Annotated in this window: 20 protein-coding genes; 12 read left to right on the top strand and 8 right to left on the bottom strand. The window is 55.2% G+C overall.

What is annotated here, in order from left to right; genetic code table 11:
* Positions 1–4 precede the first annotated feature (4 nt).
* From ABWO67_RS11225 to ABWO67_RS11200, 6 genes are all read right to left on the bottom strand, one after another.
* Entirely contained in the window at positions 5–439 is a 435-nt protein-coding gene (locus tag ABWO67_RS11225) for a YchJ family protein (protein WP_353151786.1), read from the bottom strand.
* A gap of 2 nt (positions 440–441) precedes the next feature.
* Positions 442–1,089 (bottom strand): histidine phosphatase family protein, encoded by a 648-nt coding sequence (locus ABWO67_RS11220; protein WP_353151784.1) that lies wholly within the window; start codon positions 1,087–1,089, stop codon positions 442–444.
* Positions 1,086–1,994, bottom strand: coding sequence for a LysR family transcriptional regulator (locus ABWO67_RS11215; RefSeq protein ID WP_353151782.1), 909 nt, complete (start codon positions 1,992–1,994; stop codon positions 1,086–1,088). Before ABWO67_RS11215 ends, ABWO67_RS11220 begins: the two co-directional genes overlap by 4 nt.
* A 15-nt stretch (positions 1,995–2,009) precedes the next feature.
* Positions 2,010–3,095, bottom strand: coding sequence for an ABC transporter ATP-binding protein (locus ABWO67_RS11210; RefSeq protein WP_353151780.1), 1,086 nt, complete (start codon positions 3,093–3,095; stop codon positions 2,010–2,012).
* Positions 3,092–4,804 carry an ABC transporter permease gene (locus ABWO67_RS11205; RefSeq protein WP_353151778.1) on the bottom strand — a complete coding sequence of 571 codons (1,713 nt, stop codon included), beginning with the start codon at positions 4,802–4,804 and terminating at the stop codon, positions 3,092–3,094. The genes ABWO67_RS11210 and ABWO67_RS11205 overlap by 4 nt, the downstream gene beginning before the upstream one ends.
* A 91-nt stretch (positions 4,805–4,895) precedes the next feature.
* Positions 4,896–6,215 carry an ABC transporter substrate-binding protein gene (locus tag ABWO67_RS11200; RefSeq protein ID WP_353151776.1) on the bottom strand — a complete coding sequence of 440 codons (1,320 nt, stop codon included), beginning with the start codon at positions 6,213–6,215 and terminating at the stop codon, positions 4,896–4,898.
* A 231-nt stretch (positions 6,216–6,446) separates the two neighbouring features.
* On the opposite strand from ABWO67_RS11200, the gene ABWO67_RS11195 reads away from it, so the two are divergent.
* Positions 6,447–7,781, top strand: coding sequence for a solute carrier family 23 protein (locus tag ABWO67_RS11195; protein WP_353151774.1), 1,335 nt, complete (start codon positions 6,447–6,449; stop codon positions 7,779–7,781).
* Positions 7,782–8,010: 229 nt separating this feature from the next.
* Complete coding sequence (greA, locus tag ABWO67_RS11190) at positions 8,011–8,487, top strand: transcription elongation factor GreA (protein WP_353151772.1); 477 nt, start codon at positions 8,011–8,013, stop codon at positions 8,485–8,487.
* Positions 8,488–8,589: 102 nt separating this feature from the next.
* Here greA and ABWO67_RS11185 read toward each other — a convergent pair whose 3' ends face one another.
* Positions 8,590–9,153, bottom strand: coding sequence for a YhbY family RNA-binding protein (locus ABWO67_RS11185; RefSeq protein ID WP_353151770.1), 564 nt, complete (start codon positions 9,151–9,153; stop codon positions 8,590–8,592).
* 17 nt (positions 9,154–9,170) lie between these two features.
* Between ABWO67_RS11185 and ABWO67_RS11180 the strand changes: the two genes are divergently transcribed.
* The 5 genes from ABWO67_RS11180 (at position 9,171) to ABWO67_RS11160 (ending at position 14,874) form a co-directional block, all read left to right on the top strand.
* Positions 9,171–9,806, top strand: a complete 636-nt coding sequence (locus ABWO67_RS11180; protein WP_353151768.1) for an RlmE family RNA methyltransferase — start codon at positions 9,171–9,173, stop codon at positions 9,804–9,806.
* Between the two features lie 121 nt (positions 9,807–9,927).
* Positions 9,928–11,826 (top strand): ATP-dependent zinc metalloprotease FtsH, encoded by a 1,899-nt coding sequence (ftsH, locus tag ABWO67_RS11175; protein WP_353151766.1) that lies wholly within the window; start codon positions 9,928–9,930, stop codon positions 11,824–11,826.
* A gap of 18 nt (positions 11,827–11,844) precedes the next feature.
* A complete protein-coding gene (folP, locus tag ABWO67_RS11170; RefSeq protein WP_353151764.1) occupies positions 11,845–12,684 on the top strand; it encodes a dihydropteroate synthase in 840 nt (279 codons plus the stop codon).
* Complete coding sequence (gene glmM / locus ABWO67_RS11165) at positions 12,681–14,021, top strand: phosphoglucosamine mutase (protein ID WP_353151762.1); 1,341 nt, start codon at positions 12,681–12,683, stop codon at positions 14,019–14,021. The genes folP and glmM overlap by 4 nt, the downstream gene beginning before the upstream one ends.
* A gap of 70 nt (positions 14,022–14,091) precedes the next feature.
* The gene (locus ABWO67_RS11160) at positions 14,092–14,874 is read left to right on the top strand and encodes a GNAT family N-acetyltransferase (RefSeq protein ID WP_502930001.1); all 783 of its coding nucleotides are present in this window, start codon (positions 14,092–14,094) and stop codon (positions 14,872–14,874) included.
* Between the two features lie 376 nt (positions 14,875–15,250).
* Here ABWO67_RS11160 and ABWO67_RS11155 read toward each other — a convergent pair whose 3' ends face one another.
* Positions 15,251–16,741 carry a Ppx/GppA phosphatase family protein gene (locus ABWO67_RS11155; protein WP_353151760.1) on the bottom strand — a complete coding sequence of 497 codons (1,491 nt, stop codon included), beginning with the start codon at positions 16,739–16,741 and terminating at the stop codon, positions 15,251–15,253.
* A 197-nt stretch (positions 16,742–16,938) separates the two neighbouring features.
* Here ABWO67_RS11155 and ppk1 point away from each other — a divergent pair, with 197 nt between their 5' ends.
* The 5 genes from ppk1 to pstB all read left to right on the top strand — a co-directional run bounded on the left by ppk1 (position 16,939) and on the right by pstB (position 22,961).
* A complete protein-coding gene (ppk1, locus tag ABWO67_RS11150) occupies positions 16,939–19,011 on the top strand; it encodes a polyphosphate kinase 1 (protein WP_353151758.1) in 2,073 nt (690 codons plus the stop codon).
* 102 nt (positions 19,012–19,113) lie between these two features.
* Positions 19,114–20,157 carry a phosphate ABC transporter substrate-binding protein PstS gene (pstS, locus tag ABWO67_RS11145; RefSeq protein ID WP_353151756.1) on the top strand — a complete coding sequence of 348 codons (1,044 nt, stop codon included), beginning with the start codon at positions 19,114–19,116 and terminating at the stop codon, positions 20,155–20,157.
* A 169-nt stretch (positions 20,158–20,326) separates the two neighbouring features.
* On the top strand, positions 20,327–21,265 hold the full coding sequence (gene pstC / locus ABWO67_RS11140) for a phosphate ABC transporter permease subunit PstC (protein WP_353151754.1): 939 nt from the start codon (positions 20,327–20,329) through the stop codon (positions 21,263–21,265).
* A gap of 15 nt (positions 21,266–21,280) precedes the next feature.
* Positions 21,281–22,141 carry a phosphate ABC transporter permease PstA gene (pstA, locus tag ABWO67_RS11135; RefSeq protein WP_353151752.1) on the top strand — a complete coding sequence of 287 codons (861 nt, stop codon included), beginning with the start codon at positions 21,281–21,283 and terminating at the stop codon, positions 22,139–22,141.
* Positions 22,142–22,184: 43 nt separating this feature from the next.
* Positions 22,185–22,961, top strand: coding sequence for a phosphate ABC transporter ATP-binding protein PstB (gene pstB / locus ABWO67_RS11130; RefSeq protein WP_353151788.1), 777 nt, complete (start codon positions 22,185–22,187; stop codon positions 22,959–22,961).
* The last annotated feature ends 75 nt before the right edge of the window (positions 22,962–23,036 follow it).

The raw sequence follows: 23,036 nt of genomic DNA, 5'->3' as shown, positions 1-23,036 counted from the left end.
ACACCTACGACGACCCTTCAAAATCCACATCGCCGTCCACATAAAACCACCGCCCGCTTTCCCGTACAAACCGGCTATGCTCCCGCAACCTATGCGCCCGTCCGCCTTCCCGATACCGTGCCGTAAACAGTACCTGCGCCTGAACATCAGTTAATTGCGTATGGCTATGCACCGCCAAACCCAGCCAACGCACTGCATGAGGTGTATCAGCGGCCTCCAGCACCAACTCGGGCGGCCTTGTGCTGGCATGCCATGTAGACAGCACATACGCAGCATTACCCATAGCGTAAGCGGTGTAGCGCGAACGCATCAGGTGTTCTGCTGTGGGGGCTACAGCAATGCCATCGATATAAGGCTGGCAGCACGCCGCATAACTGGCGCCTGGCACCGAGCCGCCACAAGGGCAGGCCAGCCCGCCTTGTTTGGCTTTCTTCGCCATGGTTAGATAATGTCGTCCAGTGCAGATGTTTCCAGGTGCTCGACCTGGCCCCAATCGGTCATCTTCCAGACATTGTTCGCATCGATCGAAAACTGATTGATGCTGGTGTTGAGTATGGGGTCGTTCCGTTTAACGTCCAACGACAGTTCGCTGGCCTTGCGCCAGGCGATGTCAATCACGCCGCCATGTGAAAACGCCAGGACATTCCGGCCGCGATAGCGTTGGGCCAGGTCTTCGAAAGCCGCAACGATACGGCTATGGAAACTGTGCAGGGCTTCTCCGCCTTCGATATCTTGTTGCGGATCGCGAAAGTTCACGCCTTGGCTATCGGCCAGCATGTTATTAAGCGTGCTCCAGTCTTGCCCTTGGTAGATTCCGTAGCTGCGTTCACGCAATCCTTGATTGGCTTCAATAGGATGGCCAAAATGGCTCGCGGCGATGCGGGCGGTTTCAAAAGCCCGGCTCAGGTCGCTGCTGACCACGACGTCCACGGGGGTTTCGAAAGAGGGCGAGCGCAGGTAGTCTCCCAACTGTTCGGCTTGTTTGGTTCCAATGGGGCTCAGGGGGATATCCAGCCATCCCTGAAGGCGTTTATTGGCGTTCCATTGGGTTTCCCCGTGGCGGATAAGCCAGAAGTGAGTCATGCTCATGCAACGATTTTTTCCATTAAATTGTCTATGTTCCAGATCTCTTGCAGCATCGAGATCAGTGCTACGAGTATGGGTTGTCCGGCATTTTCGATAGACGTTATAAACCCCAGGCTAGCTTCTATGCTGGCGCGGCCCCAAATCACGAAGTCATGGCGCTTGGCGCCTGCCAGGGCAAGCTCTTCGCGCAACAGCGCACAACCCGCGCCGGCCCGAACCAGCGCATCCATATTGGCCTGGTCGGCGCTGTTCATGACCACTCTCGGCGCCAGGCCGTGCCGCTCGAATAGCTCGCGCAGCAATAGGTGTATATGACTGCCGTGCGGGCCATCGAGCCAGGGCAGTGCGGCCAGCTCGGGCCAGCCGCCCAGCTTCAGTTGTTCGGCCATGGCGTTGGGCAGCACGATGCGGTAGGTGATTTTGCGCAAAGGCATCCATTGCACGTCGCGAGGCTGGTAGGCGGCGATGGTCAGCGCTGCAGACAAGCGACCTGTACTTACGTATTCTACCAGTTGGGTGGTCGGGAGTACGCGGGTTTGAAGCTCGATAAGCGGCAGGCTCCTGGTGACGCTACTGGCGAGTTCACCCAAGCGCAGGAAGTCCACCTGCTCGCTGGGTATGCCCAGTTCCACCGTGCCGTGCAATTCACCCTGCAGCTTTACCGCCTCGAACTTGAGTTGGGTGCCTAGCGCCAGTACGGCTTCTGCTGTGGGCAGCAGGGTTTCGCCTGCTTTTGCCAGCGCAAACTTTCCTGCGCTGCGCTCGAACAGGGCCACCCCCAGGCTTTGCTCGAGCGCCTTGATCTGAGCGGTGACGGCGGGTTGCGTCAGGCTCAACGCTTCGGCCGCGCGGGTCAGGTTTCCCATTCGCGCAACGGTCACAAACGCCCGTATTTGATAAATCTCCATTGATCCGCTTGCTTGTCAGGCGATGAGTAGCCGAATCTGGGCTGGTTCCAGGCCTATGGAAACCGGCGCGCCGGGACTATATAGACCCAGGCCTGCATGATGTGCTTGATCTGCCGTCACCCGTTGTTCGCCGACACGTACTTCGTAGCGCGTGAATTCGCCAAGGAACTCACTGCGTTCGATGATGCCGGGCAGCCAGATAAAGCGGCTGTCACCGCGGCCGCCAGCGCTTTCCATCTGGACACTGTGGGGGCGGAAACTGGCCGCGATCCTTGGGCTGTCGGGCACATCCGCCAACGTTGGCAGAGTCAGGTCGCCGACGCCATCCACGCTGAGGGTAATGCTTTGGCTGGTGCGAGTTTTGACATCGCCTTCCAGCATATTCATGGTTCCGACAAAGTTGGCGACGAAGCGGTTGCACGGAAAGTCGAACAGGTTGGATGGGCTGCCTACCTGTTGCACGACTCCCATATCCATCACGGCCATGCGGTCGGCCGTGGTCATGGCTTCTTCCTGATCGTGCGTAACAAAGATCGTGGTAATGCCAAGGCGGCGCTGCAGGGAAAGCAGTTCCTGGCGCATTTGCACCCGCAAGTTCTTGTCAAGATTGGAAAGGGGTTCGTCCAGCAACAGCACTTGCGGCTCGATGACGATAGTTCGGGCCAGTGCGACGCGCTGCTGCTGCCCGCCAGACAGTTCATTGGGGCGTCGCTTGGCATATTGCGACAAGCCTACCAAGTCCAGCGCAGCGCCTACTCTGGTCTTGATCTCGGCGCTGCGCAGCTTGCGTTCGACCAGTCCGAAGGCCACGTTGTCCCAGACAGTCATGTGCGGCCAGAGCGCATAGCTTTGGAACACCATGCCGATGTTGCGCTTATGCGGCGGCACGCCGCTGATATCCTTGCCGTCGACAAATAACTGGCCCGAGTTTTGTTGATTGAAGCCAGCAACCAGGCGCAGCAACGTTGATTTTCCCGACCCGGAAGGCCCTAGCAAGGCGAAGAACTCGCCGGGCTCGATAAGAAGATTAATGTCTTTCAGGACTTCGGTCTTCCCGTAAGACAGTCTGATATTGCGACATTCGACACTGACTTTTTTCATGTTGTTTCCTGGCTAGCCCGCGAGGGACGTTGGCGGGCCGAAGCGCGCTCGACAATAATATGAGAGACATAGGTGCCAACAGCAACGGCGACGACAGCCAGCACGCCCAATGCTGCGCCAGGGCCGCGGCCAGAGGCGCTTTGCATGTATAGATAAATGCCATAGCTCATGGGCGCGTCGCTGTCTCGGGTAACCAGCATGATGGTAGCCGAGAGTTCGACTGCCGCGGTAACGAAACTGGTCACGAAACCGGCCAGCATTCCGCCTGCCATCAAGGGGATCACGACGCGGCGTATGGTGCTTAGCCGGTTGGCGCCCACGGATGCCGCTGCCTCTTCCAGCGACAAGTTGATTTGCTGGAGCGCAGCAATGCAGGAACGTAGCGCATAAGGCAGGCGGCGTACTGAATAGGCGATCATGATGAGCACCCAAGTCGAGGTTAGCCCGATGTCGGTGCCGGGAATTTCGACATTGCGAAATGTGCGCATAAAGCCGATGGCCAGAACGATGCCAGGTACGGCTAGCGCGGCTGATGATATCCAGTCCAGCCACTGGCGGCCTGGCAGCTTGGTGCGCAGCATCAGGTAAGCGATGGCGGTACCCAGGATTACGTCTATGCCAGCCGCCAGCCCGCAGTAAAGCAAGGTGTTGCTTATCATGCCCTGCGATTCTTGAAATACGGCGGCATAGTGCGCCAAGGTATAGCCATCGGGCAATGGCGCATAACTCCATACGGTTGCCAGCGACAATAACAATACGCCCAGATGCGGCGACAGAACCAGCAACAAGACCAGGGCTATCCAGCCATAGGCCAGTACCGTCTGGGTCTTGTTAAGCGTTCGTTGCTGCAGCGAATTACCGCCTTTTTGCAAGGTGGAATAGTCTTTTCCTTTCAGGGCTTTCGCCGACAGCCACAGCGCCAGAATAGAGAACGCAATCATGATGACGCTAATGACGTAGCCCAAGGGGTCGTCTATGCCCACCTGCGTGATGCGCAAGTAGGCCTGGGGCGCCAGCATATTGGTAATGCCCAGCACCAGCGGGGTGCCCAGGTCATCGAATACCTTGACGAAAACGAGTGACGCGCCGGCGATATAACCAGGCAGCGCCAATGGAAAGATAACGCGGCGGAACAGCCGCCAGCCTTTCGCGCCCAGGTTCATTGCCGCTTCTTCCATGGCGCCGTCAATATTGCGAAGCGCAACAGTCAGGTTCATCAGGATGAACGGAAAGTAATGGATGGACTCGACAAAGATAATGCCGTTCAAGCCTTCCATGACCGGCAATGTAATTCCGAACCAATCATCCAGCAGCAGGTTCATGCTGCCGGCGCGTCCGAACAGCAATTGCATGGCGACCGCGCCGACGAAGGGCGGCATGATCAGCGGCAAGACGCCCAGCGTCTGGATGATCAATGCGCCCCGGAAACGAAAGCGTATAGTCAAGTAAGCGAGTGGAATGGCAATGATGGACGCAAAAAAGGTTGCGGCCACTGCGACATACAGACTGTTGACAAAAGATTCCTTCAGTAGCGTCTGATGGAAAAAAGCGCCAAAGTGGCCCAGGGTGAAGCTGCCGTCCGAGTTCACGAAAGCGCTATAGAAAACGCTTCCAACCGGAATGATTAAAAAGGCGGCTAGAAAAGCCAGCACAAGCAATGCTACAAGCACGAAACCGGATGGGAATCGCGATCGGGAAAAAGTGGTCATGAAGGCCTCGGAATATGCCGGGTGCAGTCGTCGCTACAGGAAACACAATAATGCCCAGGGCGCTCGATGAGCGACCCTGGGCGTAGATAGACTACTGAGCAGCGGCTTCTTTTGCGAGCGCCTGGGCCTTTTCATAATTGGCCTTGGCCTTGCTGTTCCAGTCGCCCTGGATCTTGGACAGTTTTTGACTGATATCGGCGTCTTTCTTGTTGCCTTTGAAAACGGCAAGCAACTCGGGCGATTGTGTTTGTTTCACGTCCAGCAATGGCGACCAGGCCAGCTTCTTTGCTTCGGCTAGCAGGCTGCTGGCCTTGTCGCTGGGATTGGCGCCCAGCTTGGCTTCAGCGTCATAGATGGCCTTGGTAGCCTGCTGCAAATCGGCGTGACGGAAGGTGATGGTTTGGTCGAACAGCGACTGAACGATGTAATAGCGGCTTTGCGACAGGTCTACGTCGAATTGCACTTTGCTGCGTTTGGCGATTTCGCCCGGATCGGGATAGCCTTCAGGAATATTGCTGAGATTCTTGTAGGGCAGGACGGGCAGTCGTGAAATTTCAGGCTTGAGCAATAGTTCCTGGCCTTCTTTGCTAAGCGTGTAGGCGATGAATTTCTTGCCTTCAGCCGTATTTTTTGCGCCGGCAATCAGGGCGATGTTGGCCGGTACGATAGCGGTTTCTTCGGGGTACACAAATTCAACCGGGAATTTGGAGTATTTGCTGGACAAGCCAAAGAAGTCGATGACGGGGCCCGCGCCGAACTGGCCGTTGTTCACGCCGTCGGGCACGCCAAAGGAACGGTCGGTAATGGCTGCGCTATTCCCCGACATGCGGATCAGTGTGTTCCAGCCCTTATCCCAGCCTTCACCTTGCAGGATGGTTTCTACAGTCAGGTGCATGGTTCCCGAACGCGATGGCGACGTGGTGCCAACGTTGCCAAACCATTCGGGCTTGAGCAGGTCTGTCCAGGTTGTCGGCGCATCCAGCTTCTTGGCCTTGATCAACCGGGTGTTGTACATAATGCCATAGCCTGCCAAGGCCTGCCCCATGAACATGCCGCTAGGGTCGTTAATGGGGAAGCTGCCTATTTTGTCCGGGACGTCGGGGTTAACGATGTCGCCGGCTTTTTCCAGGAGATTGGCTTGCGCCAACACCTCGAAGGCGTCCGGCGCGCTGGCCCAGAATACTTCGGGGCGCTTTCCGGCATCGGTTTCTTTCACGTAAGCGATGCCCGACACGGTGTTCTTGTTAAGAATTTCAAGTTTGATGTCGGGGTTGGCTTTTTCGAATGCCGACTTGTAGGCTTGCGTCAGCTCTTTGGGGAAAGAGGTAATTACGGTTACCGTTCCGGCAAGCGCTGGTGCGCCTGCTGCCAGCAGTATGGCGGCCAGCAAAGGCTTTAGTTTCTTATCCATTTTTGTCTCCCTGATGATGGTGGATGTTCGCAACATAGGCAAAGGTCAAGTTTGCGTCCAATCACATTTTTTAATGCACTCGATAAGCCTTAGGTGCGTACCTTCTTTCACTTGGGGTAAACGCTAACTATAAGTATGTGTCATGCGTCGCCAGTTCTTGCCGCCAGGCTCGCGATAATCGTACACTCTTGCCACCATAAAACAGCTAATTCCTAAAAAGGCCCCCATTTCATGTCGAACTCTTATTTTCCTCGCTGGCGCAAGGTACAAGGCGGCGCTCAAGGCGTTGTCGTGCAGCCTGACGAATGCCTGTCCTGGCCGCAGAATATTGCCATGGGGGCGCAGCACGTCGTGGCGATGTTCGGGTCGACCATTCTTGCTCCGCTGCTAATGGGATTCGACGCCAATGTGGCCATCCTGATGTCGGGCGTAGGCACATTGGTGTTTTTTCTTTTCGTGGGCGGGCGCGTGCCCAGTTATCTGGGCTCAAGCTTTGCCTTTATCGGCGGGGTCATTGCCGTTACCGGATATGCGGGAGCGGGCGCCAATGCCAATATTGGCGTTGCCTTGGGGGCCATCATTGCTTGCGGCCTGGTTTATACACTTATCGGTCTTCTGGTCTGGTGGATGAATGCCAGATCCGGCGGGGCGGCTGAGTGGATTAATCGCTGGATGCCACCGGTCGTCACGGGCGCTATCGTGGCGGTAATCGGCTTGAATCTCGCTCCAATCGCGGCAAAAGGGGCGATGGGCGGTTCTACTTTCGAGGCCTTGATGGCGTTGATGACAGTATTGTGCGTGGGCGGTATTGCCGTCTATACGCGGGGTACTGTGCAGCGCTTGTTGATCTTGGTGGGCTTGTTGCTGGCATGCTTGATTTATGCCTTTTTTGCCAATGTGCTGGGTTTTGGCAAAGCCATTGATTTCAGCGGCGTGGCGACCGCTGCCTGGCTGGGCCTGCCGCAATTTGCCGCACCGGTATTTCAACTGCATGCCATTAGCGTCATTGTGCCGGTTGCTATCATATTGGTGGCCGAGAACCTGGGTCACATCAAGGCCGTCAGCGCCATGACAGGCAAGAATCTGGATGTCTATCTGGGTCGGGCTTTTGTGGGCGACGGCGTCGCAACCATGCTGTCGGGAGCGGTAGGGGGGACGGGCGTTACGACTTACGCCGAGAACATCGGCGTCATGACGGTAACCCGCATCTATTCCACCTTGGTATTTGTGGTGGCTGCGGTAATCGCCATCTTGCTCGGCTTTTCACCCAAGTTCGGCGCCTTGATCCAGACCATACCCGGTCCGGTGCTGGGCGGCATGTCTATTGTGGTGTTCGGCCTGATTGCGGTAGCGGGTGCCCGTATCTGGGTAGTGAACCAAGTCGACTTCAGCGATAACCGCAATTTGATCGTAGCTGCTGTTACGCTAATCTTGGGTGCCGGTAATTTTTCACTGCAATTCGGTTCATTCAGGCTGGACGGCATCGGTACGGCAACATTCGGTGCGATTATCCTTTACGCACTATTGCGTTTGGGATCCAAGGCGCGCCAACCCGGGGTGCTGTAATCCTTTCGGGGGGCTTGCAATTTCCCCCAAGTTTGCCGACAATACATACATACCCCGGTTTGGACCCAGGCCGGGGTTTTATTTTGAGCTAGACCCAATCGTTGTTTACAGCTTTAAGCCAACGCTTCCTTTAGTTCATATCAAAGAAATAATTCGGCACTATCAGGCCAACTCATTGTTAGGCGCTCCTTCGTGAGGAGCGTCTTTTTACTTTTTATTCAGGAATATTATGTCTGCGATACCGTTGACAGCACGTGGCGCTGAGCGCCTGCAAGCAGAGCTACATCGCTTGAAAACCATAGAACGTCCCGAGGTTATCGGCTCCATCGCCGAAGCCCGGGCTCAAGGCGACCTTTCCGAAAACGCCGAGTACGACGCTGCGCGGGAACGCCAGGCATTCGTCGAAGGCCGTATCCAGGAGCTGGAAGGCACCTTGTCCAACGCACAAATTATTGACCCTGCTGCGCTTGATGTCGAAGGCAAAGCCGTGTTTGGCGCTACCGTCGAAATCGAAGATCTAGAATCCGGCGAGCGGGTTACCTACCAAATAGTTGGGGATGTCGAAGCCGATATCCGCTCCAACATGATTTCGGTTTCCAGCCCGGTGGCGCGTGCGCTTATCGGTAAAGGCGAAGGCGATGTCGTGTCGGTGAAGGCGCCTGCCGGAATCCGTGAATTCGAAGTGCTGAACGTCAGTTATTTGTAATTCAAGTCGCCGGCGGCATTGGCTGCTGGCGTACAATGCGCAGTTCAAAAAGAAAAGCCCATGCACGGTGTGCATTGGGCTTTATAATTTGCGCAGTTGGTATCAGCGCTTGCCGGTGTTTGGCGCGCGGCGTCCAGCCCGTAGCGACATCGCACTGCCTGCGCGGCGCGGTATGGCGTGGGCCGGTCGTGCCGGAGATACCGCAGCACGGCGAGCTTTCGGCGCCGCAGCTTCCAGCCTTTCGGTTTTAAGGGCCGCACGCTTGGCTTTTTCAGTGCGCCGGGTGCGGGTAACGCCTTGGGCCGCCAGCTTTTTGGGTGTGTGCGGTTCCGACGGCTTGCGCAGGGCGCGCGTGGCGTTTTCTGCCTCGATGACGGCGCGTTCCGCGGCGGTATCGGGACGATAAATGATCAGGGTTTTGCCCAGGTGATGAACCAGGGCGCACGATAGCGTGTCGCAGATGGTTTCGAGCATGGCGATGCGCGCTTCACGATCGTCGTCTGCAACACGTACCTTGATAAGCTGGTGCGAGTTCAGATTAAGATCGATTTCTTTTAGCACCGATTCGGATAAGCCCCGGTCTCCAATCAGTACGACCGGACGCAAAGGGTGGGCGGCGGCGCGAAGTGCGCTACGCTCTTGGGAAGTAATGTCGAGTTTTGGCATAATGAGATTGTACGGGAATGGCCAAAAAAAAATTCTCAAAAGAGTGGATTCAGCAGCATATAAATGATCCCTACGTCAAAATGGCGCAACAAAAGGGGTATCGGGCCCGTGCGGCCTTTAAATTGTCGGAAATTCTCGATGCAGAAAAACTGTTGCATCGTGGCGATATTGTGGTCGACCTGGGCTCGGCGCCTGGCAGTTGGTCGCAAATTGCACGCGAGCGCCTGGTTGGTGCGGGTGGCGTGATAGACGGGCGGATTATTGCGCTGGACATGTTGCCGATGGATCCTATTGCGGATGTCGAATTCATACTCGGCGACTTTCGCGAAGACTCCATACTAGAACAATTGAAAAAATTGCTCAATGGCCAGCAAGTAGACCTTGTGATTTCAGACATGGCCCCCAATTTATCTGGAGTAGGTTCAGCCGATTCAGCTAGAATTCAGCATGTATGTGATCTAGCGCTCGATTTCGCTTGCCATCACCTAAAGTCCGATGGCGCGCTTATTGTCAAAGCATTTCATGGCAGCGGGTTCTCTCAAATCGTGGAATCGTTCAAGCAACGTTTTCAACGGGTAGTAGAGCGAAAGCCCAAAGCGTCGCGCGATAAGTCTTCCGAGACCTTTTTGGTGGCGCGTCGTCTTAAGCCTTAGGTTGGGTATTTTTTGACAAACAGGATTCTTTCTTTCGAGTAGAATGAGTCATTGAAATACTTGTTTGGCTGCCGTATTTGCGGGGGTTTGGCAAGTCGTGGTTACAAGTAGGAGGTTGGCTTTGAACAACTCGTTTTCCAAGGTTGCGATCTGGATGGTGATCGCGCTGGTCCTGTTTACTGTATTTAAGCAGTTTGACGGGCGCGCGACCACGGCCGAATCAGTAACATATACCCAATTCATGAGCGACGCGCAGGCAGGTCGTATCAGCAAGGTCGACATACAAGGGGATACCTTATATGTAACCCCCGATGCTGGCCGTCCGTATAGCCTGACTTCGCCCGGCGACCTCTGGATGGTGCCAGAATTGGTCAAGTCCGGCGTCCAGGTGTCGGGCAAGGCTCGGGAAGAACCTTCTTTCCTCACCAGCCTGTTCATTTCCTGGTTCCCCATGCTGCTGCTTATCGGCGTGTGGGTGTTTTTCATGCGTCAAATGCAGGGCGGCGGCAAGGGCGGGGCCTTCAGCTTCGGCAAGTCGCGTGCTCGCATGATGGATGAAAATACCAACAACGTTACCTTTGCCGACGTCGCAGGCTGCGACGAGGCCAAAGAAGATGTCCAGGAATTGGTCGACTTCTTGCGCGACCCTACCAAGTTCCAGCGCTTGGGCGGCCGCATTCCCCGTGGCGTCCTGATGGTGGGTTCTCCTGGTACAGGTAAAACCTTGCTGGCCAAGGCCATCGCTGGCGAAGCCAAAGTACCGTTTTTCAGCATTTCCGGTTCGGATTTCGTTGAAATGTTTGTGGGCGTAGGTGCAGCTCGTGTTCGAGACATGTTCGAAAATGCCAAGAAGCAAGCGCCTTGCATCATCTTTATCGATGAAATCGACGCCGTAGGCCGTCAGCGTGGCGCTGGTCTGGGCGGTGGCAACGACGAACGCGAGCAAACGCTTAACCAATTATTGGTTGAAATGGACGGCTTTGAAACCGGACAGGGCGTGCTGGTCATTGCTGCAACCAACCGTCCCGATGTGCTCGATCCCGCTCTGTTGCGCCCGGGCCGCTTTGACCGCCAAGTCGTGGTTTCGCTGCCCGATATCCGTGGCCGCGAACAAATCCTGAAAGTGCATATGCGCAAGGTGCCCTTGGCCACCAACGTCGATGCCCAGATCCTGGCTCGCGGTACGCCCGGTTTTTCCGGCGCCGACCTGGCCAACCTGGTCAACGAGGCTGCCTTGTTCGCCGCGCGCCGTAGTGGCCGCACGGTCGAAATGAGCGACTTCGAAAAGGCCAAGGACAAGATCATCATGGGTGCAGAGCGCCGTACGCTCATCATGCCCGAAGAAGAACGTCGCAATACCGCTTATCACGAATCGGGCCACGCGCTGGTTGCGCGCAGCCTGCCCAAGACTGATCCGGTGCATAAAGTCACCATCATTCCCCGGGGCCGTGCATTGGGCGTAACCATGCAACTGCCTGAAGGCGACCGCTACAGCATGGATAAAGAGCGCTTGCTCAATACCATTGCAGTGCTGTTCGGTGGGCGTATCGCCGAAGAAGTCTTCATGAACCAAATGACTACCGGCGCTTCGAACGACTTCGAGCGTGCCACAGCCATTGCTCGCGACATCGTGACTCGCTATGGCATGACCGACTCTTTGGGTCCGGTGGTCTATGCGGAAAACGAGGGTGAGGTGTTCCTGGGCCGTAGCGTGACCAAAACTACGCATGTTTCTGAAGCCACCATGCAAAAGGTGGACCAGGAAATCCGCGCCATCATCGATGAGCAATATACGGTCGCCCGTAAGATCATCGAAGGCAGTCGCGACAAAATGGAAGCCATGACGGCCGCTCTGCTCGAATGGGAAACCATCGATGCAGATCAAATTGAAGATATTATGCAAGGTCGTCCTCCGCGTGCGCCGCAGCCACCTCCTTCGTCGCACAACGATACTCCCGGAAGCACGCCGTCCGCAGGTGTTCCCTCAGCCGGTGGCAATGCAGCCGCTACACCAGTATAGGCTTCAAGTATTACGCCAATGAGCTCAAACTTGGTTTGTGGGCGCTTCGAGCTGAGGCTCGAGCGCCCATTAATTATGGGGATCGTTAATGTCACCCCAGACTCTTTCTCCAATACTCTCCACCACGTAGAAGCCGATGCTGCCATCGCCCATGCCCGGGAGCTTATCGCTCAGGGCGCCGAGATGCTTGATATCGGCGGCGAATCGACACGCCCTGGCGCTGAGCCCGTCTCTGCAGCAGATGAGTTGAAACGCATCTTGCCTGTCATAGAGGGCCTGGTTGAGACTGGCATTCCTTTGTCCATCGATACGTTCAAGCCCGAAGTGATGCGGCAGGCATTGGACGCCGGCGCGGACATGATCAATGATATTTACGGATTTCGCCACGATGGCGCTGTAGAGGCCGTTGCAGGATCTCGTTGTGGTCTTTGCGTCATGCATATGCAGGGCGACCCTAAAACTATGCAGCAAGCGCCGCGTTACGACGATGTCTTGCTCGAGGTAGGCGAATTCCTGCACGCCCGCGTGCAGGCCATGATAAACGCCGGTATCGACAAAAGGCGGATTGTGCTGGATCCAGGCTTTGGTTTCGGAAAAACACCTCGGCAAAACTACCAGATGCTACGCAATCTGGATAAGATCGATAATGATGGCTATCCGTGGCTCCTTGGTTTATCGCGTAAATCCATGATAGGCCACGTGACAGGGCGTTTACCCGCGGAAAGGCAGGGCGGCAGTGTGGCTGCAGCGTTGGCGGGCGTAGCCCGCGGCGCGCATATCATACGGGTACATGATGTTGCCGCGACGGTGGATGCCGTCAAGGTATGGCAAGCAATTGAATATGGAACATGGATATGACTGACCGAAAATATTTTGGTACCGATGGCGTGCGCGGCGAAGTTGGCGGCCCAACCATCAATGCTGAGTTCGCGCTTCGGCTAGGCTATGCCGCTGGCCGGGTCCTCGCCCGCCAGCATCCGGGGCGTGGCCGCCCGGCTGTGGTTATTGGCAAAGACACTCGCATTTCGGGTTATATGCTGGAATCTGCCCTAGAGGCTGGGTTGTCGGCGGCCGGAATCGACGTGCTGTTGGCCGGGCCCGTGCCGACGCCTGCTGTGGCATATCTGACACGGGCGTTGAGGCTGGTGGCGGGTATTGTGATTAGTGCTTCGCATAATCCCTACCAAGACAATGGCATCAAATTCTTCTCTGCGCAGGGCATGAAGCTGCCCGATGAGCTCGAGGCCGAGATCGAAGCTGCTATCGACGAGCCTCTGGGCTGCGTCAGTTCCGAAGCCTTGGGGCGCGCCCGCCGTATAGATGATGCAGCGGGCCGATATATTGAATTCTGCAAAAGCACTTTCCCCAACGAGCTTGACCTCTCGGGTATTTCCATTGTGGTGGATGCCGCTAACGGCGCTGCGTACAACATTGCCCCTCATGTTTTTCGTGAGCTGGGCGCGGAAGTGTTCGCCATCGGTTGCCAGCCTGACGGGCTCAATATCAACGAAGGCGTAGGCGCGATGCATCCCGAGCATTTGGCGGCCGAGGTGAAGGCCCGAGGCGCAGACATTGGCATAGCGCTGGATGGCGATGCCGATCGCTTGCAGATGGTTGACGGCTCGGGGCGAATCTACAACGGTGACGAGTTGCTATATGCGATCGTGCGCGACCGCATGACGCAACGCACTGTCGACGGTGTGGTTGGCACATTGATGACCAATTTTGGCTTCGAAAAGCAAATGCAGGTGCTTGGGGTCGGTTTCGATCGTGCCAAGGTCGGCGATCGCTATGTGCTGGAAAGTATGCAAAAACGGGGCTGGCTGTACGGTGGGGAAAGTTCCGGCCATTTGCTATGTCTGGATTGCCACACCACGGGCGACGGGATCATTGCCGCTTTGCAGGTGCTTACCGCCATGAGCCGTAGTGGGCAGGGCCTTGCCGACTTAGTGTCGGAGTTAAAAATGTATCCCCAGAGGATGGTCAATGTGCCATTGGCGCCTGGCGTGCAATGGCAGAACCATGCTGGCCTGCAGGCTGCCCAGCAGAAAGTGGAGCAGCAACTGAATGGCCGGGGCCGGGTATTAATACGCGCATCGGGTACTGAACCTAAATTGCGCCTGATGGTAGAGGCAGAAGACGCTACCTTGGCCGAAGAAGGGGTGCGGCAGCTTGTGGCGGTGAATTTAACCTAGACGTAATATGGGCATCAAGAATCTGTAACATTCCACACGGATAATCGTGGGGTGTTTACGGAGATTCTAAATGCTCGAACTTGCACGTATTCGTCCTGAAGCAGCAAAAGGTGCTGTGTGGTCCTGTTCTCCCCCTGGCGGCTTAGTCATGGGGCTAGCGCGTAGCAACGAAGAACTCGAAGCCATACAGCGCTTACGCTACGATATCTTTACCGAGGAAATGAACGCGGTATTTCCTGGGGCGACCGATGGGCTGGATAGCGACCGCTACGATCCCTGGTGCGAACATCTTATGGTCACCGAGGCGGGGAGTGGCCGCGTCGTAGGTACATACCGCCTGTTGACCCCTGCCAATGCAAAGAAGGCGGGCGGTTATTATTCGGAATCCGAATTCGATCTTGCCGGACTGGGCACAATGTACAACGAACTGGTCGAGGTGGGACGGTCTTGCACGCACCCGGATTACCGAAATGGCTCAGTGATCATGCTGCTATGGTCGGGCGTGGCAACCTTGGTGAAGAACCTGGGTTTGCGCCATGTGCTGGGGTGCGCAAGTGTAAGCCTGCGCGATGGTGGCGTTACCGCCGCTCAGGTATGGCGTTTAGCCAGTAAGAAGATGGCGAATCACCCTGATTTGCCCCACCTTGCGCCTTTGAACAGGTATCCCGTCGAGCGTCTTGATAGTGCCTTGCCCGCTCGTGTGCCACCGCTTATCAAAGGCTATTTGAATCTTGGGGCTCAAATTTGCGGTGAACCCGCTTGGGATCCTGATTTCAATACCGCCGATTTCCCAGTGCTGCTGGATATCAATAGTATGGATCCCCGTTATCGCCGCCATTTCGGGATCGAATAGCCGGCATGCGTGGTGCCGGCTAGCGCATTTTTAGTTCAGGTGTTTATGGCGCGCGTCATGGGCGCTTAAGTGACGTCGCCCGGCTCTGGTGACGTTGTCCGGGGTGGGTGAGGGCAGTCCGGCACGGCGTGCTTGTATCCGCGTCTGCCTCGTCAACCCGGGCGTCGGCCGAACTCCCTTCGCTGCGCTGCGGTCAGACAGCGGCCGACGACATCCCCCGGCACACCCGCCTTTTCTTAAGAACGAAAAATGCTTTAGTCGACCGAGATCTTGGCGCCAATGCAGACTCGACTTCCATGGCTTCGAACTATTGGCGCTTGCGCTGCCCCGATCCTGTAAACACCTCGGCCAAAAATGCGCTAGCGTTGGCACCCGCTTATATTTCGATTAACTCCAGTTCAAACCCAGCTTTGTTCCACTCGTGTTTTTCCGCCTGCAGCGAATATTCGGTCAGGGGGTGGGCTTGTAGCCAGGACTTGTCTGCCGTGAGTTGAATGCTTTTGCCGTTGGCTACGACGGTGATCGGAAGAGAGTCGGGATCGTCCCGGCGGCGTGACAATAATACGGCGAGTCGAAGGCATAGCAGAGTCAGCCATTTGGCACGGGTGGGTTCCAAGACCTGGAGCTTGCCGATTTTGCCGTGGTGGCCCAGGGTAAATAAGGCGAGCAAGGCTTGGTCGTCGTTCGAGAACCCCGGCATATCGGCGTGCTCAAGAATGTAGGCGCTGTGCTTATGGTAGTCGGCATGGGCGATACTGATGCCTATTTCGTGCAGATCGGCTGCCCATCCCAGGGTGCGTTCCAGCTCTTGCTTTTCAGGGGAGTCTTGCAATTGCAATTGCGCGAAAAAATCCAGCGCAACGCGCTTTACCCTTGCGGATTGCCGTGTATCGACGTGATAGCGTTTGATGAACTGGCGTACCGTTTCATTGCGCTTGTCATGCTCGGAGTCCCGGCCTAGCAGGTCGTATAACACACCGACTCGCAAAGCGCCTTCGCCGGGCAGCATTACTTTTATGTTCAATTCCTGAAAAGCCCCCATCATAATGGCGAGGCCGCCGGCCAGAACCAGTGAACGGTCGTGCTTGAGGCCGGGCAGTTCGTTCATGACGACTTTGCCGTCTTTAATGAGCTTGGCTTTCAGTTTTTCCATGCCGTCCAGGGTAATGCCTTTTTTCGACATACCGTTTTCGGTAAGGACTGCCAGTATTCCTTTGGCTGTACCGGACGAGCCATAAGCTTCGTGCCACCCGGTTTTCCGGTATTGCCTGGAAATGCCTTCCAGTTCGCGTCGGGCCGCAAGCTGCGCCTGTTGCATACGTGATTCGGTAATGCGGCCATCAGGGAAGAACTGACGCGTATAGCTGACGCAGCCCATGTATAAGGAAGATAGATGCAAGGGTTGAAAACCCTTGCCAATAATGACTTCAGTAGAGCCGCCGCCGATGTCTATCATTAACCTGCGGTTAGTGGATGGCGGCAGTTCGTTGGTAATTCCCGAAAAGATCAATCGGGCTTCTTCCTGGCCGGCAATGACTTCGATGGGAAAGCCTAGCGCTTCTTCGGCGCGAGGAAGGATTTCAGCCACATTTCGTGCAATGCGAAAGGTATTTGTGGCCACCGCGCGCACCCGGTTGGGATGAAAGCCATTGAGCCGTTCGCCAAAGCGCTTCAAGACAGTGATCGCCCGAAGAATGGCCTCTTCGTTGATGATTTTTTCATCGTTAAGGCCTGCTGCCAGCCTTACCGACTCTTTGAGCCTGTCGATGGCGTAAATTTGCGCAATGCCGTCTTGTTGTACGACTCGTCCGATCGATAGCCGGAAACTGTTGGAGCCGAGATCGACGGCGGCAAGTAAATAGTCCATTATGCAGAGATTCTTTTGGTGGATACCTTGCGATTATAAGGATCGTGGGCAGCCAGGGTTTGCGAATTCGCCAATGTCGCAAATGTTTTGGCTTTTTTTGATACTTGTGGGCAGATTTCGGGCAATCTTTTAGACTGTCATTAAACTGTAAAGAAAATGACTTATAAGTTTGCGTCACATTCCCGCCTAGGCCCTTTATGCATGCTTTGCCGTCCGATCCCACTTTGCTGAACCGCGAGTTGTCCCTGCTCAAATTCAATGAGCGGGTGCTGGCCATGGCCGAGAGCCGCGATACGCCGCTACTTGAACGCCTGCGTTACTTATGCATTGTCAGTTCGAACCTGGACGAGTTTTTTGAAATCCGCATATCCAGCCTGAAGGAGCAGCAACGCCAAAATCCCAGCCTGGTGGGGGCCGACGGCTACACACCGGACGAGGCTTTCGAACTGGTGCAGGTAGCTGCCCACGATCTAATCAGCAAGCAAAATAGTTTACTTACCCACGATGTATTGCCCAAGCTAAGGGCCGAAGGGATAGCGCTGCTGGAGCCTTCCAAGTGGAGTGACGAGCTGCGGGCCTGGGCTCACGCTGGCTTCGAGCGCGAAGTCATGCCCATGTTGACGCCTATCGGGCTCGACCCGGCGCATCCGTTTCCCCGGGTATTCAATAAAAGTCTCAATTTTATTGTCTCTTTGCACGGGCAGGATGCGTTTGGCCGGAGCGCATCGATTGCCATCGTGCAAGCGCCTAGGGCGCTGCCACGTGTCATCAAGGTGCCGCCCGAGGTATCGGGCATCCCTCATGGCTACATACTCCTGACAGCCCTGATCAGCGCATTTGTCGGCGAGCTCTTTCCTGGCCTGGAGGTCAAGGGGTGTTATCAGTGGCGGGTGACTCGAAACAGTGATCTGTTTGTTGATGAGGAAGAAATCACCAATCTGCGGCAGGCTTTGCAAGGCGAGTTGTCTCAACGCAATTTTGGCGCGGCTGTACGACTGGAAATCGATCACGTCATGCCTCCGGCTCTCGCTATTTTCCTGCAAAAGGAGTTTCACCTCGAGCCCAGGGACACCTATCGTGTCAGTGGGCCGGTCAACTTGTCGCGCTTGATGCAATTGTGCAATTTGGTCAAACGCCCCGAGCTTTTGTTCCCCGATCATCGGCCCAAGATACCGGCGCCTTTTGATATGGTCCTGGACAAACCCGACGAGCTATTCGAGGCAATCGCCAAGAAAGACCATTTACTGCACCATCCTTATCAGTCATTTCAGCCCGTGCTGAACTTTCTGACGGCGGCGGCGCTAGACCCCACCGTCGTTGCCATCAAGCAAACCATCTACCGTACTGGCGAGGACTCCGAGCTTATGGCGCTGCTCGTGGCTGCGGCCAAGGCTGGCAAGGAAGTGACCGTGGTGGTAGAGCTCATGGCGCGCTTTGACGAGCAAACCAACATCAACTGGGCCGCCAAGCTGGAAGAAGTCGGCGCGCATGTCAGTTATGGGGTAGTGGGCCACAAGACGCACGCCAAAATGGCTTTGGTGTTGCGCCGCGAAAAGGGGCATATCCGGCGCTACGGGCACTTGGGCACCGGCAACTATCACCCGCGCACAGCCAGGCTTTATACCGACTTCGGCCTACTCACCGCCGACCAGAAACTATGCGAAGACATGGACAAGGTGTTCTCGTTGTTGACTGGTCTTGGCGCTCGCCGGCCCCTCAAGCTGCTGTTGCAGTCGCCGTTCACCATGCATGAAACCATGCTGGCGCTTATTCGCAACGAAGCGATCAATGCCAAAGCCGGCAAAAAGGCCCGTATCATGGCCAAAATGAATTCCCTGCAGGAACCTATTGTTATCGAAGCGTTGTACAGGGCAAGTCAGGCGGGGGTGAAAATCGACCTTATCGTGCGTGGCGCCTGTGCCTTGCGGCCCGGCGTAGCTGGTCTGTCGGAAAATATACGGGTGCGGTCCATCATTGGCCAGTTCCTGGAACATTCTCGCGTGTTCTACTTTTTCAACGATGGGGCCGAAAATGTGTATTTATCATCGGCCGACTGGATGGACCGCAACTTTTTCCGCCGAGTCGAGACCAGTTTCCCCATTCTGGACAAGGCGCTTAAAAAGCGGGTTATCACCGAGGCCTTTACATATGCCTTGCGCGATAACCAATTGGCCTGGCGGGGTTTGCCCGATGGCGGCTATGTGAAAGTAAAAGGCCGGGGCAAGCCGTTCAATCTGCATCATCAGCTTATGCAGCAGCTAGGTACATAATTAATTTCGCTATTGTCACGAACATGTCATATTGCGTGCTTAATATAGCGGTTGTGCAGGCTTAGCCTGTCTTAACTTGAATTAGGCCAAGAGGATTCCTCGATGTTCAAACGTGCTTTTTTACAGATTTCGGTTGGCTTTGCTTTTGCTGCCACCGCGTTAACGGCTCAAGCTGCCGATATCACTGGCGCAGGGGCTTCGTTCCCTTTTCCTATTTATGCTAAATGGGCTGCTCAATACCAGCAGGAAACGGGCAACCGTATCAACTATCAGTCCATCGGTTCTGGTGGCGGTCAGCAACAGATTATTGCCAAAACGGTTGATTTCGGTGCGTCCGATGATCCCATGAAGCCAGATGCTCTGGAAAAAAATGGCTTGTTGCAGTTTCCGGCCATTATCGGCGGCACGGTGCCTGTGATTAACGTCGAAGGCATCAAGCCCGGCGAATTGAAGCTGACAGGTCCCATCATTGCCGATATTTTTCTTGGTAAAGTGACAAAATGGGATGACGCCGCGATCAAGGCCTTGAATCCTGAAGTCAAATTGCCTAGCGCATCCATTATTGTCGTACACCGTTCCGATGGCTCGGGCACGACTTTTGGCTGGACCAACTACTTGTCCAAAGTTTCTCCCGCCTGGAAAGAGCAGGTTGGTGAAGGCAAGGCTGTAAAATGGCCTACAGGGCAGGGCGGCAAGGGTAACGAAGGCGTGGCAGCGTATGTGCGCCAGCTCAAGAACTCGATCGGCTATGTCGAGTACGCTTATGCCAAGCAAAATAACCTCGCCTGGACGCAGCTTCAGAACAAAGACGGCAAGTTTGTACAGCCAACGCAGTCCGCATTCGCGGCTGCTGCTGCCAACGCCGACTGGAAAAGTGCTCCTGGCATGGGTGTAGTGCTTACTGAAGAACCCGGTGCTGAATCGTGGCCTGTCACTTCGGCCAGCTTCATCCTGGTGCATAAAAAGCAAGACAAGCCAGAGAACGCTAAGGAAACCCTTGCTTTCTTTGACTGGGCTTTCAAAAAGGGTGGCAAGCTGGCCGAGGAACTCGATTACGTGCCTATGCCTGCTAGCGTAACTGCTCAGATTGCTGATGCCTGGAAGAATGACATCAAGGCAGCCGACGGCACCGCAGTTTGGAAGTAATGGGTAAAATCGGGCAATTGACCTTTCAATAAGCCTGACAAAGACGGCGCTGTGCAGATAGCGCCGTCTTTGCTGCTTAATAATCAAGGTATTTCGCTTTGGCTCAAATTAATCTTGTTGTGCATGTGTTTACATTAACGGCCTTCCCTAGAAACGCAAAAATACCGACATGAAAAATAATCAGAATGCGCTCATGGATGTTGTGTTCAAAAACTTGACGCGCGCTTTTGCGTTTTTTGTTTTTATGCTGCTTGCAGCCATTATGGTGTCGCTGATCTACGGCAGCCGCGAATCCATTGCCGAGAACGGAATCGCCTTTTTGTGGACCAACAATTGGGATCCCGTCCAGAACATATACGGCGCCATGGTGCCTATTGCCGGCACTTTACTTACATCGGCGATCGCGCTTGTCATTGCTGTGCCCGTATCCTTTGGCATCGCCATGTTCCTGACCGAGCTCTCGCCCACTTGGCTACGCCGGCCGCTGGGCACAGCCATTGAAATGCTGGCCGCCATTCCTTCTATCATTTACGGGATGTGGGGCCTGTTCGTATTTGTGCCCTTGTTCCAGCAATATATACAGCCGCATATTATCGATACCTTCGAGGGCGTACCGATACTTGGCGAGGTCTTTGCCGGACCGCCTTTCGGTATCGGCGTATTCACGGCCGGCCTGATACTGTCGATCATGGTTATCCCTTTCATTACGGCGGTAATGCGGGACGTCTTTGAGCTTGTGCCGCCGATGCTTAAAGAGTCGGCCTACGGACTGGGCAGCACTACGTGGGAAGTGGTCTGGAAAATTGTCCTGCCTTATACGAAAAGCGGTGTCATTGGCGGCATCATGCTGGGATTGGGCCGCGCGCTGGGTGAAACCATGGCGGTCACTTTTGTCATAGGCAATGCCTTTAACCTGCCGTCTTCGATTTTCTCTCCCTCGAACTCCATTGCCTCGGCGTTAGCCAACGAATTCAATGAGGCAGGGGGCATGCAGAAAGCGGCACTGCTAGAGCTTGGGCTTATTCTTTTCCTGATTACGACTGTTGTGTTGGCTTTCTCGAAACTCCTGCTTCTTCGCTTGACCAAAGGCGAAGGAACGTCGCACTAATTCCGGGCCATAACCATGTTTACTTCCGATTCCATCGTTAATTTGGATAATCCGGTTTATAAAAAGCGACAGCGCTTCAACAAGCTGCTGCTGGGTCTGTCCGGGGCGACCGTTGTGTTTGGCCTGTTCTGGCTGTGCTGGATTATTCTGACCTTGTTCGTCAAAGGCGGTTCAGCGCTGTCGTTGACCTTGCTGACAGAAAGCACTCCGCCGCCGGGAGCGGATGGCGGTTTGCTCAACGCGATCCTGGGCAGTGTCATGATGGCTGCTGTCGGCACGATTATTGGCACGCCGATTGGGATACTGGCAGGAACCTACCTGGCCGAATACGGCCAGCGCGGCTGGCTGGCGCCAGCCACACGCTTCCTGAACGATGTCTTGTTGTCGGCGCCGTCCATCATCATTGGCTTGTTCATTTATGCCATCTACGTGGCGCAGGTCGGACACTATTCTGGCTGGGCCGGTGCGTTTACATTGGGAATACTGGTTATTCCCGTAGTGGTAAGGTCAACCGATAACATGTTGATGCTGGTGCCGAACAGCTTGCGTGAAGCGGCCGCTGCGTTGGGCTGCCCGCAATGGCGCATCATCATGAACATTTGCTATCGGGCCGCTCGCTCGGGAATCATGACCGGCATACTGCTTGCCATTGCCCGCATTTCGGGGGAAACGGCTCCATTGCTGTTTACCGCACTGAATAACCAGTTCATGTCGCTGAACATGAACGCGCCTATTGCCAATCTTCCGGTGGTCATTTTCCAATATGCGGCCAGCCCTTTCGAAGACTGGAATCGCTTGGCATGGGCGGGCGCCGTGCTGATTACCATGCTGGTGCTGGGCATTAATATCGCCGCCCGCAGCCTTTTCCGTAAATAAAACGTGGATCGAGGGCAGTGCTCTCGACCGGGAATCCATTATGATGCCGAACTCTTTTCAAACTGAACGCACGAAGCTGGAAGTCAAGAACCTGAATTTCTATTATGGAAAATACCAGGCCATCAAAGACGTGAACTTGTCCATCAAAGAAAATAAGGTTACGGCTTTTATTGGTCCTTCAGGCTGCGGCAAGTCCACGCTGTTGCGTACTTTCAACCGCATGTTTGAACTGTATCCCGGCCAGCGCGCCGAGGGTGAAATCAACCTGGATGGCGAAAATCTACTGTCATCGAAAACCGACATCTCGCTGATACGCGCCAAGGTCGGCATGGTGTTCCAGAAGCCCACGCCTTTCCCCATGAGCATCTACGACAATATTGCTTTTGGCGTGCGCTTGTTCGAACGGCTCAGCAAAGGCGAGATGGACGAGCGCGTTGAATGGGCATTGTCCAAGGCTGCTCTCTGGAATGAGGTCAAGGACAAGCTTAATCAAAGCGGCAACAGTTTGTCGGGCGGCCAGCAGCAACGTTTATGCATCGCGCGCGGCGTGGCTATCAAGCCAGAGGTGCTTTTGCTGGACGAGCCTTGCTCGGCACTGGACCCCATTTCTACTGCCAAGATCGAAGAGCTTATCGCCGAGATCAAGTCCGACTACACCGTGGTGATTGTTACGCATAACATGCAGCAGGCTGCCCGATGCTCGGACTATACGGCGTATATGTATTTGGGCGAACTGATGGAATACGGCGAAACCGACCAGATATTCGTCAAGCCAGCGCGTAAGGAAACCGAAGACTACATCACAGGGCGTTTCGGCTAACGCATTTTCGGTGCACGTGCTTACGGCATATGCATGAGGCTTTGCATGCATCATGGTGCTTTCGCGCCGTTGTCT

Source organism: Pollutimonas bauzanensis, from assembly GCF_040393045.1.
Lineage (GTDB): Bacteria > Pseudomonadota > Gammaproteobacteria > Burkholderiales > Burkholderiaceae_B > Pollutimonas > Pollutimonas bauzanensis_A.
Note: the sequence above shows the minus strand (reverse complement) of the source record. Positions and strands in the feature narration are given on the sequence as shown.

What these genes read in the sequence shown, in the direction of transcription:
- ABWO67_RS11225 (WP_353151786.1), bottom strand. Translation starts at nt 439, where the DNA reads ATGGCGAAGAAAGCCAAACAAGGCGGGCTGGCCTGCCCTTGTGGCGGC.
- ABWO67_RS11220 (WP_353151784.1), bottom strand. Translation starts at nt 1,089, where the DNA reads ATGAGCATGACTCACTTCTGGCTTATCCGCCACGGGGAAACCCAATGG.
- ABWO67_RS11215 (WP_353151782.1), bottom strand. Translation starts at nt 1,994, where the DNA reads ATGGAGATTTATCAAATACGGGCGTTTGTGACCGTTGCGCGAATGGGA.
- ABWO67_RS11210 (WP_353151780.1), bottom strand. Translation starts at nt 3,095, where the DNA reads ATGAAAAAAGTCAGTGTCGAATGTCGCAATATCAGACTGTCTTACGGG.
- ABWO67_RS11205 (WP_353151778.1), bottom strand. Translation starts at nt 4,804, where the DNA reads ATGACCACTTTTTCCCGATCGCGATTCCCATCCGGTTTCGTGCTTGTA.
- ABWO67_RS11200 (WP_353151776.1), bottom strand. Translation starts at nt 6,215, where the DNA reads ATGGATAAGAAACTAAAGCCTTTGCTGGCCGCCATACTGCTGGCAGCA.
- ABWO67_RS11195 (WP_353151774.1), top strand. Translation starts at nt 6,447, where the DNA reads ATGTCGAACTCTTATTTTCCTCGCTGGCGCAAGGTACAAGGCGGCGCT.
- greA (WP_353151772.1), top strand. Translation starts at nt 8,011, where the DNA reads ATGTCTGCGATACCGTTGACAGCACGTGGCGCTGAGCGCCTGCAAGCA.
- ABWO67_RS11185 (WP_353151770.1), bottom strand. Translation starts at nt 9,153, where the DNA reads ATGCCAAAACTCGACATTACTTCCCAAGAGCGTAGCGCACTTCGCGCC.
- ABWO67_RS11180 (WP_353151768.1), top strand. Translation starts at nt 9,171, where the DNA reads ATGGCCAAAAAAAAATTCTCAAAAGAGTGGATTCAGCAGCATATAAAT.
- folP (WP_353151764.1), top strand. Translation starts at nt 11,845, where the DNA reads ATGAGCTCAAACTTGGTTTGTGGGCGCTTCGAGCTGAGGCTCGAGCGC.
- glmM (WP_353151762.1), top strand. Translation starts at nt 12,681, where the DNA reads ATGACTGACCGAAAATATTTTGGTACCGATGGCGTGCGCGGCGAAGTT.
- ABWO67_RS11160 (WP_502930001.1), top strand. Translation starts at nt 14,092, where the DNA reads ATGCTCGAACTTGCACGTATTCGTCCTGAAGCAGCAAAAGGTGCTGTG.
- ABWO67_RS11155 (WP_353151760.1), bottom strand. Translation starts at nt 16,741, where the DNA reads ATGGACTATTTACTTGCCGCCGTCGATCTCGGCTCCAACAGTTTCCGG.
- ppk1 (WP_353151758.1), top strand. Translation starts at nt 16,939, where the DNA reads ATGCATGCTTTGCCGTCCGATCCCACTTTGCTGAACCGCGAGTTGTCC.
- pstS (WP_353151756.1), top strand. Translation starts at nt 19,114, where the DNA reads ATGTTCAAACGTGCTTTTTTACAGATTTCGGTTGGCTTTGCTTTTGCT.
- pstC (WP_353151754.1), top strand. Translation starts at nt 20,327, where the DNA reads ATGAAAAATAATCAGAATGCGCTCATGGATGTTGTGTTCAAAAACTTG.
- pstA (WP_353151752.1), top strand. Translation starts at nt 21,281, where the DNA reads ATGTTTACTTCCGATTCCATCGTTAATTTGGATAATCCGGTTTATAAA.
- pstB (WP_353151788.1), top strand. Translation starts at nt 22,185, where the DNA reads ATGCCGAACTCTTTTCAAACTGAACGCACGAAGCTGGAAGTCAAGAAC.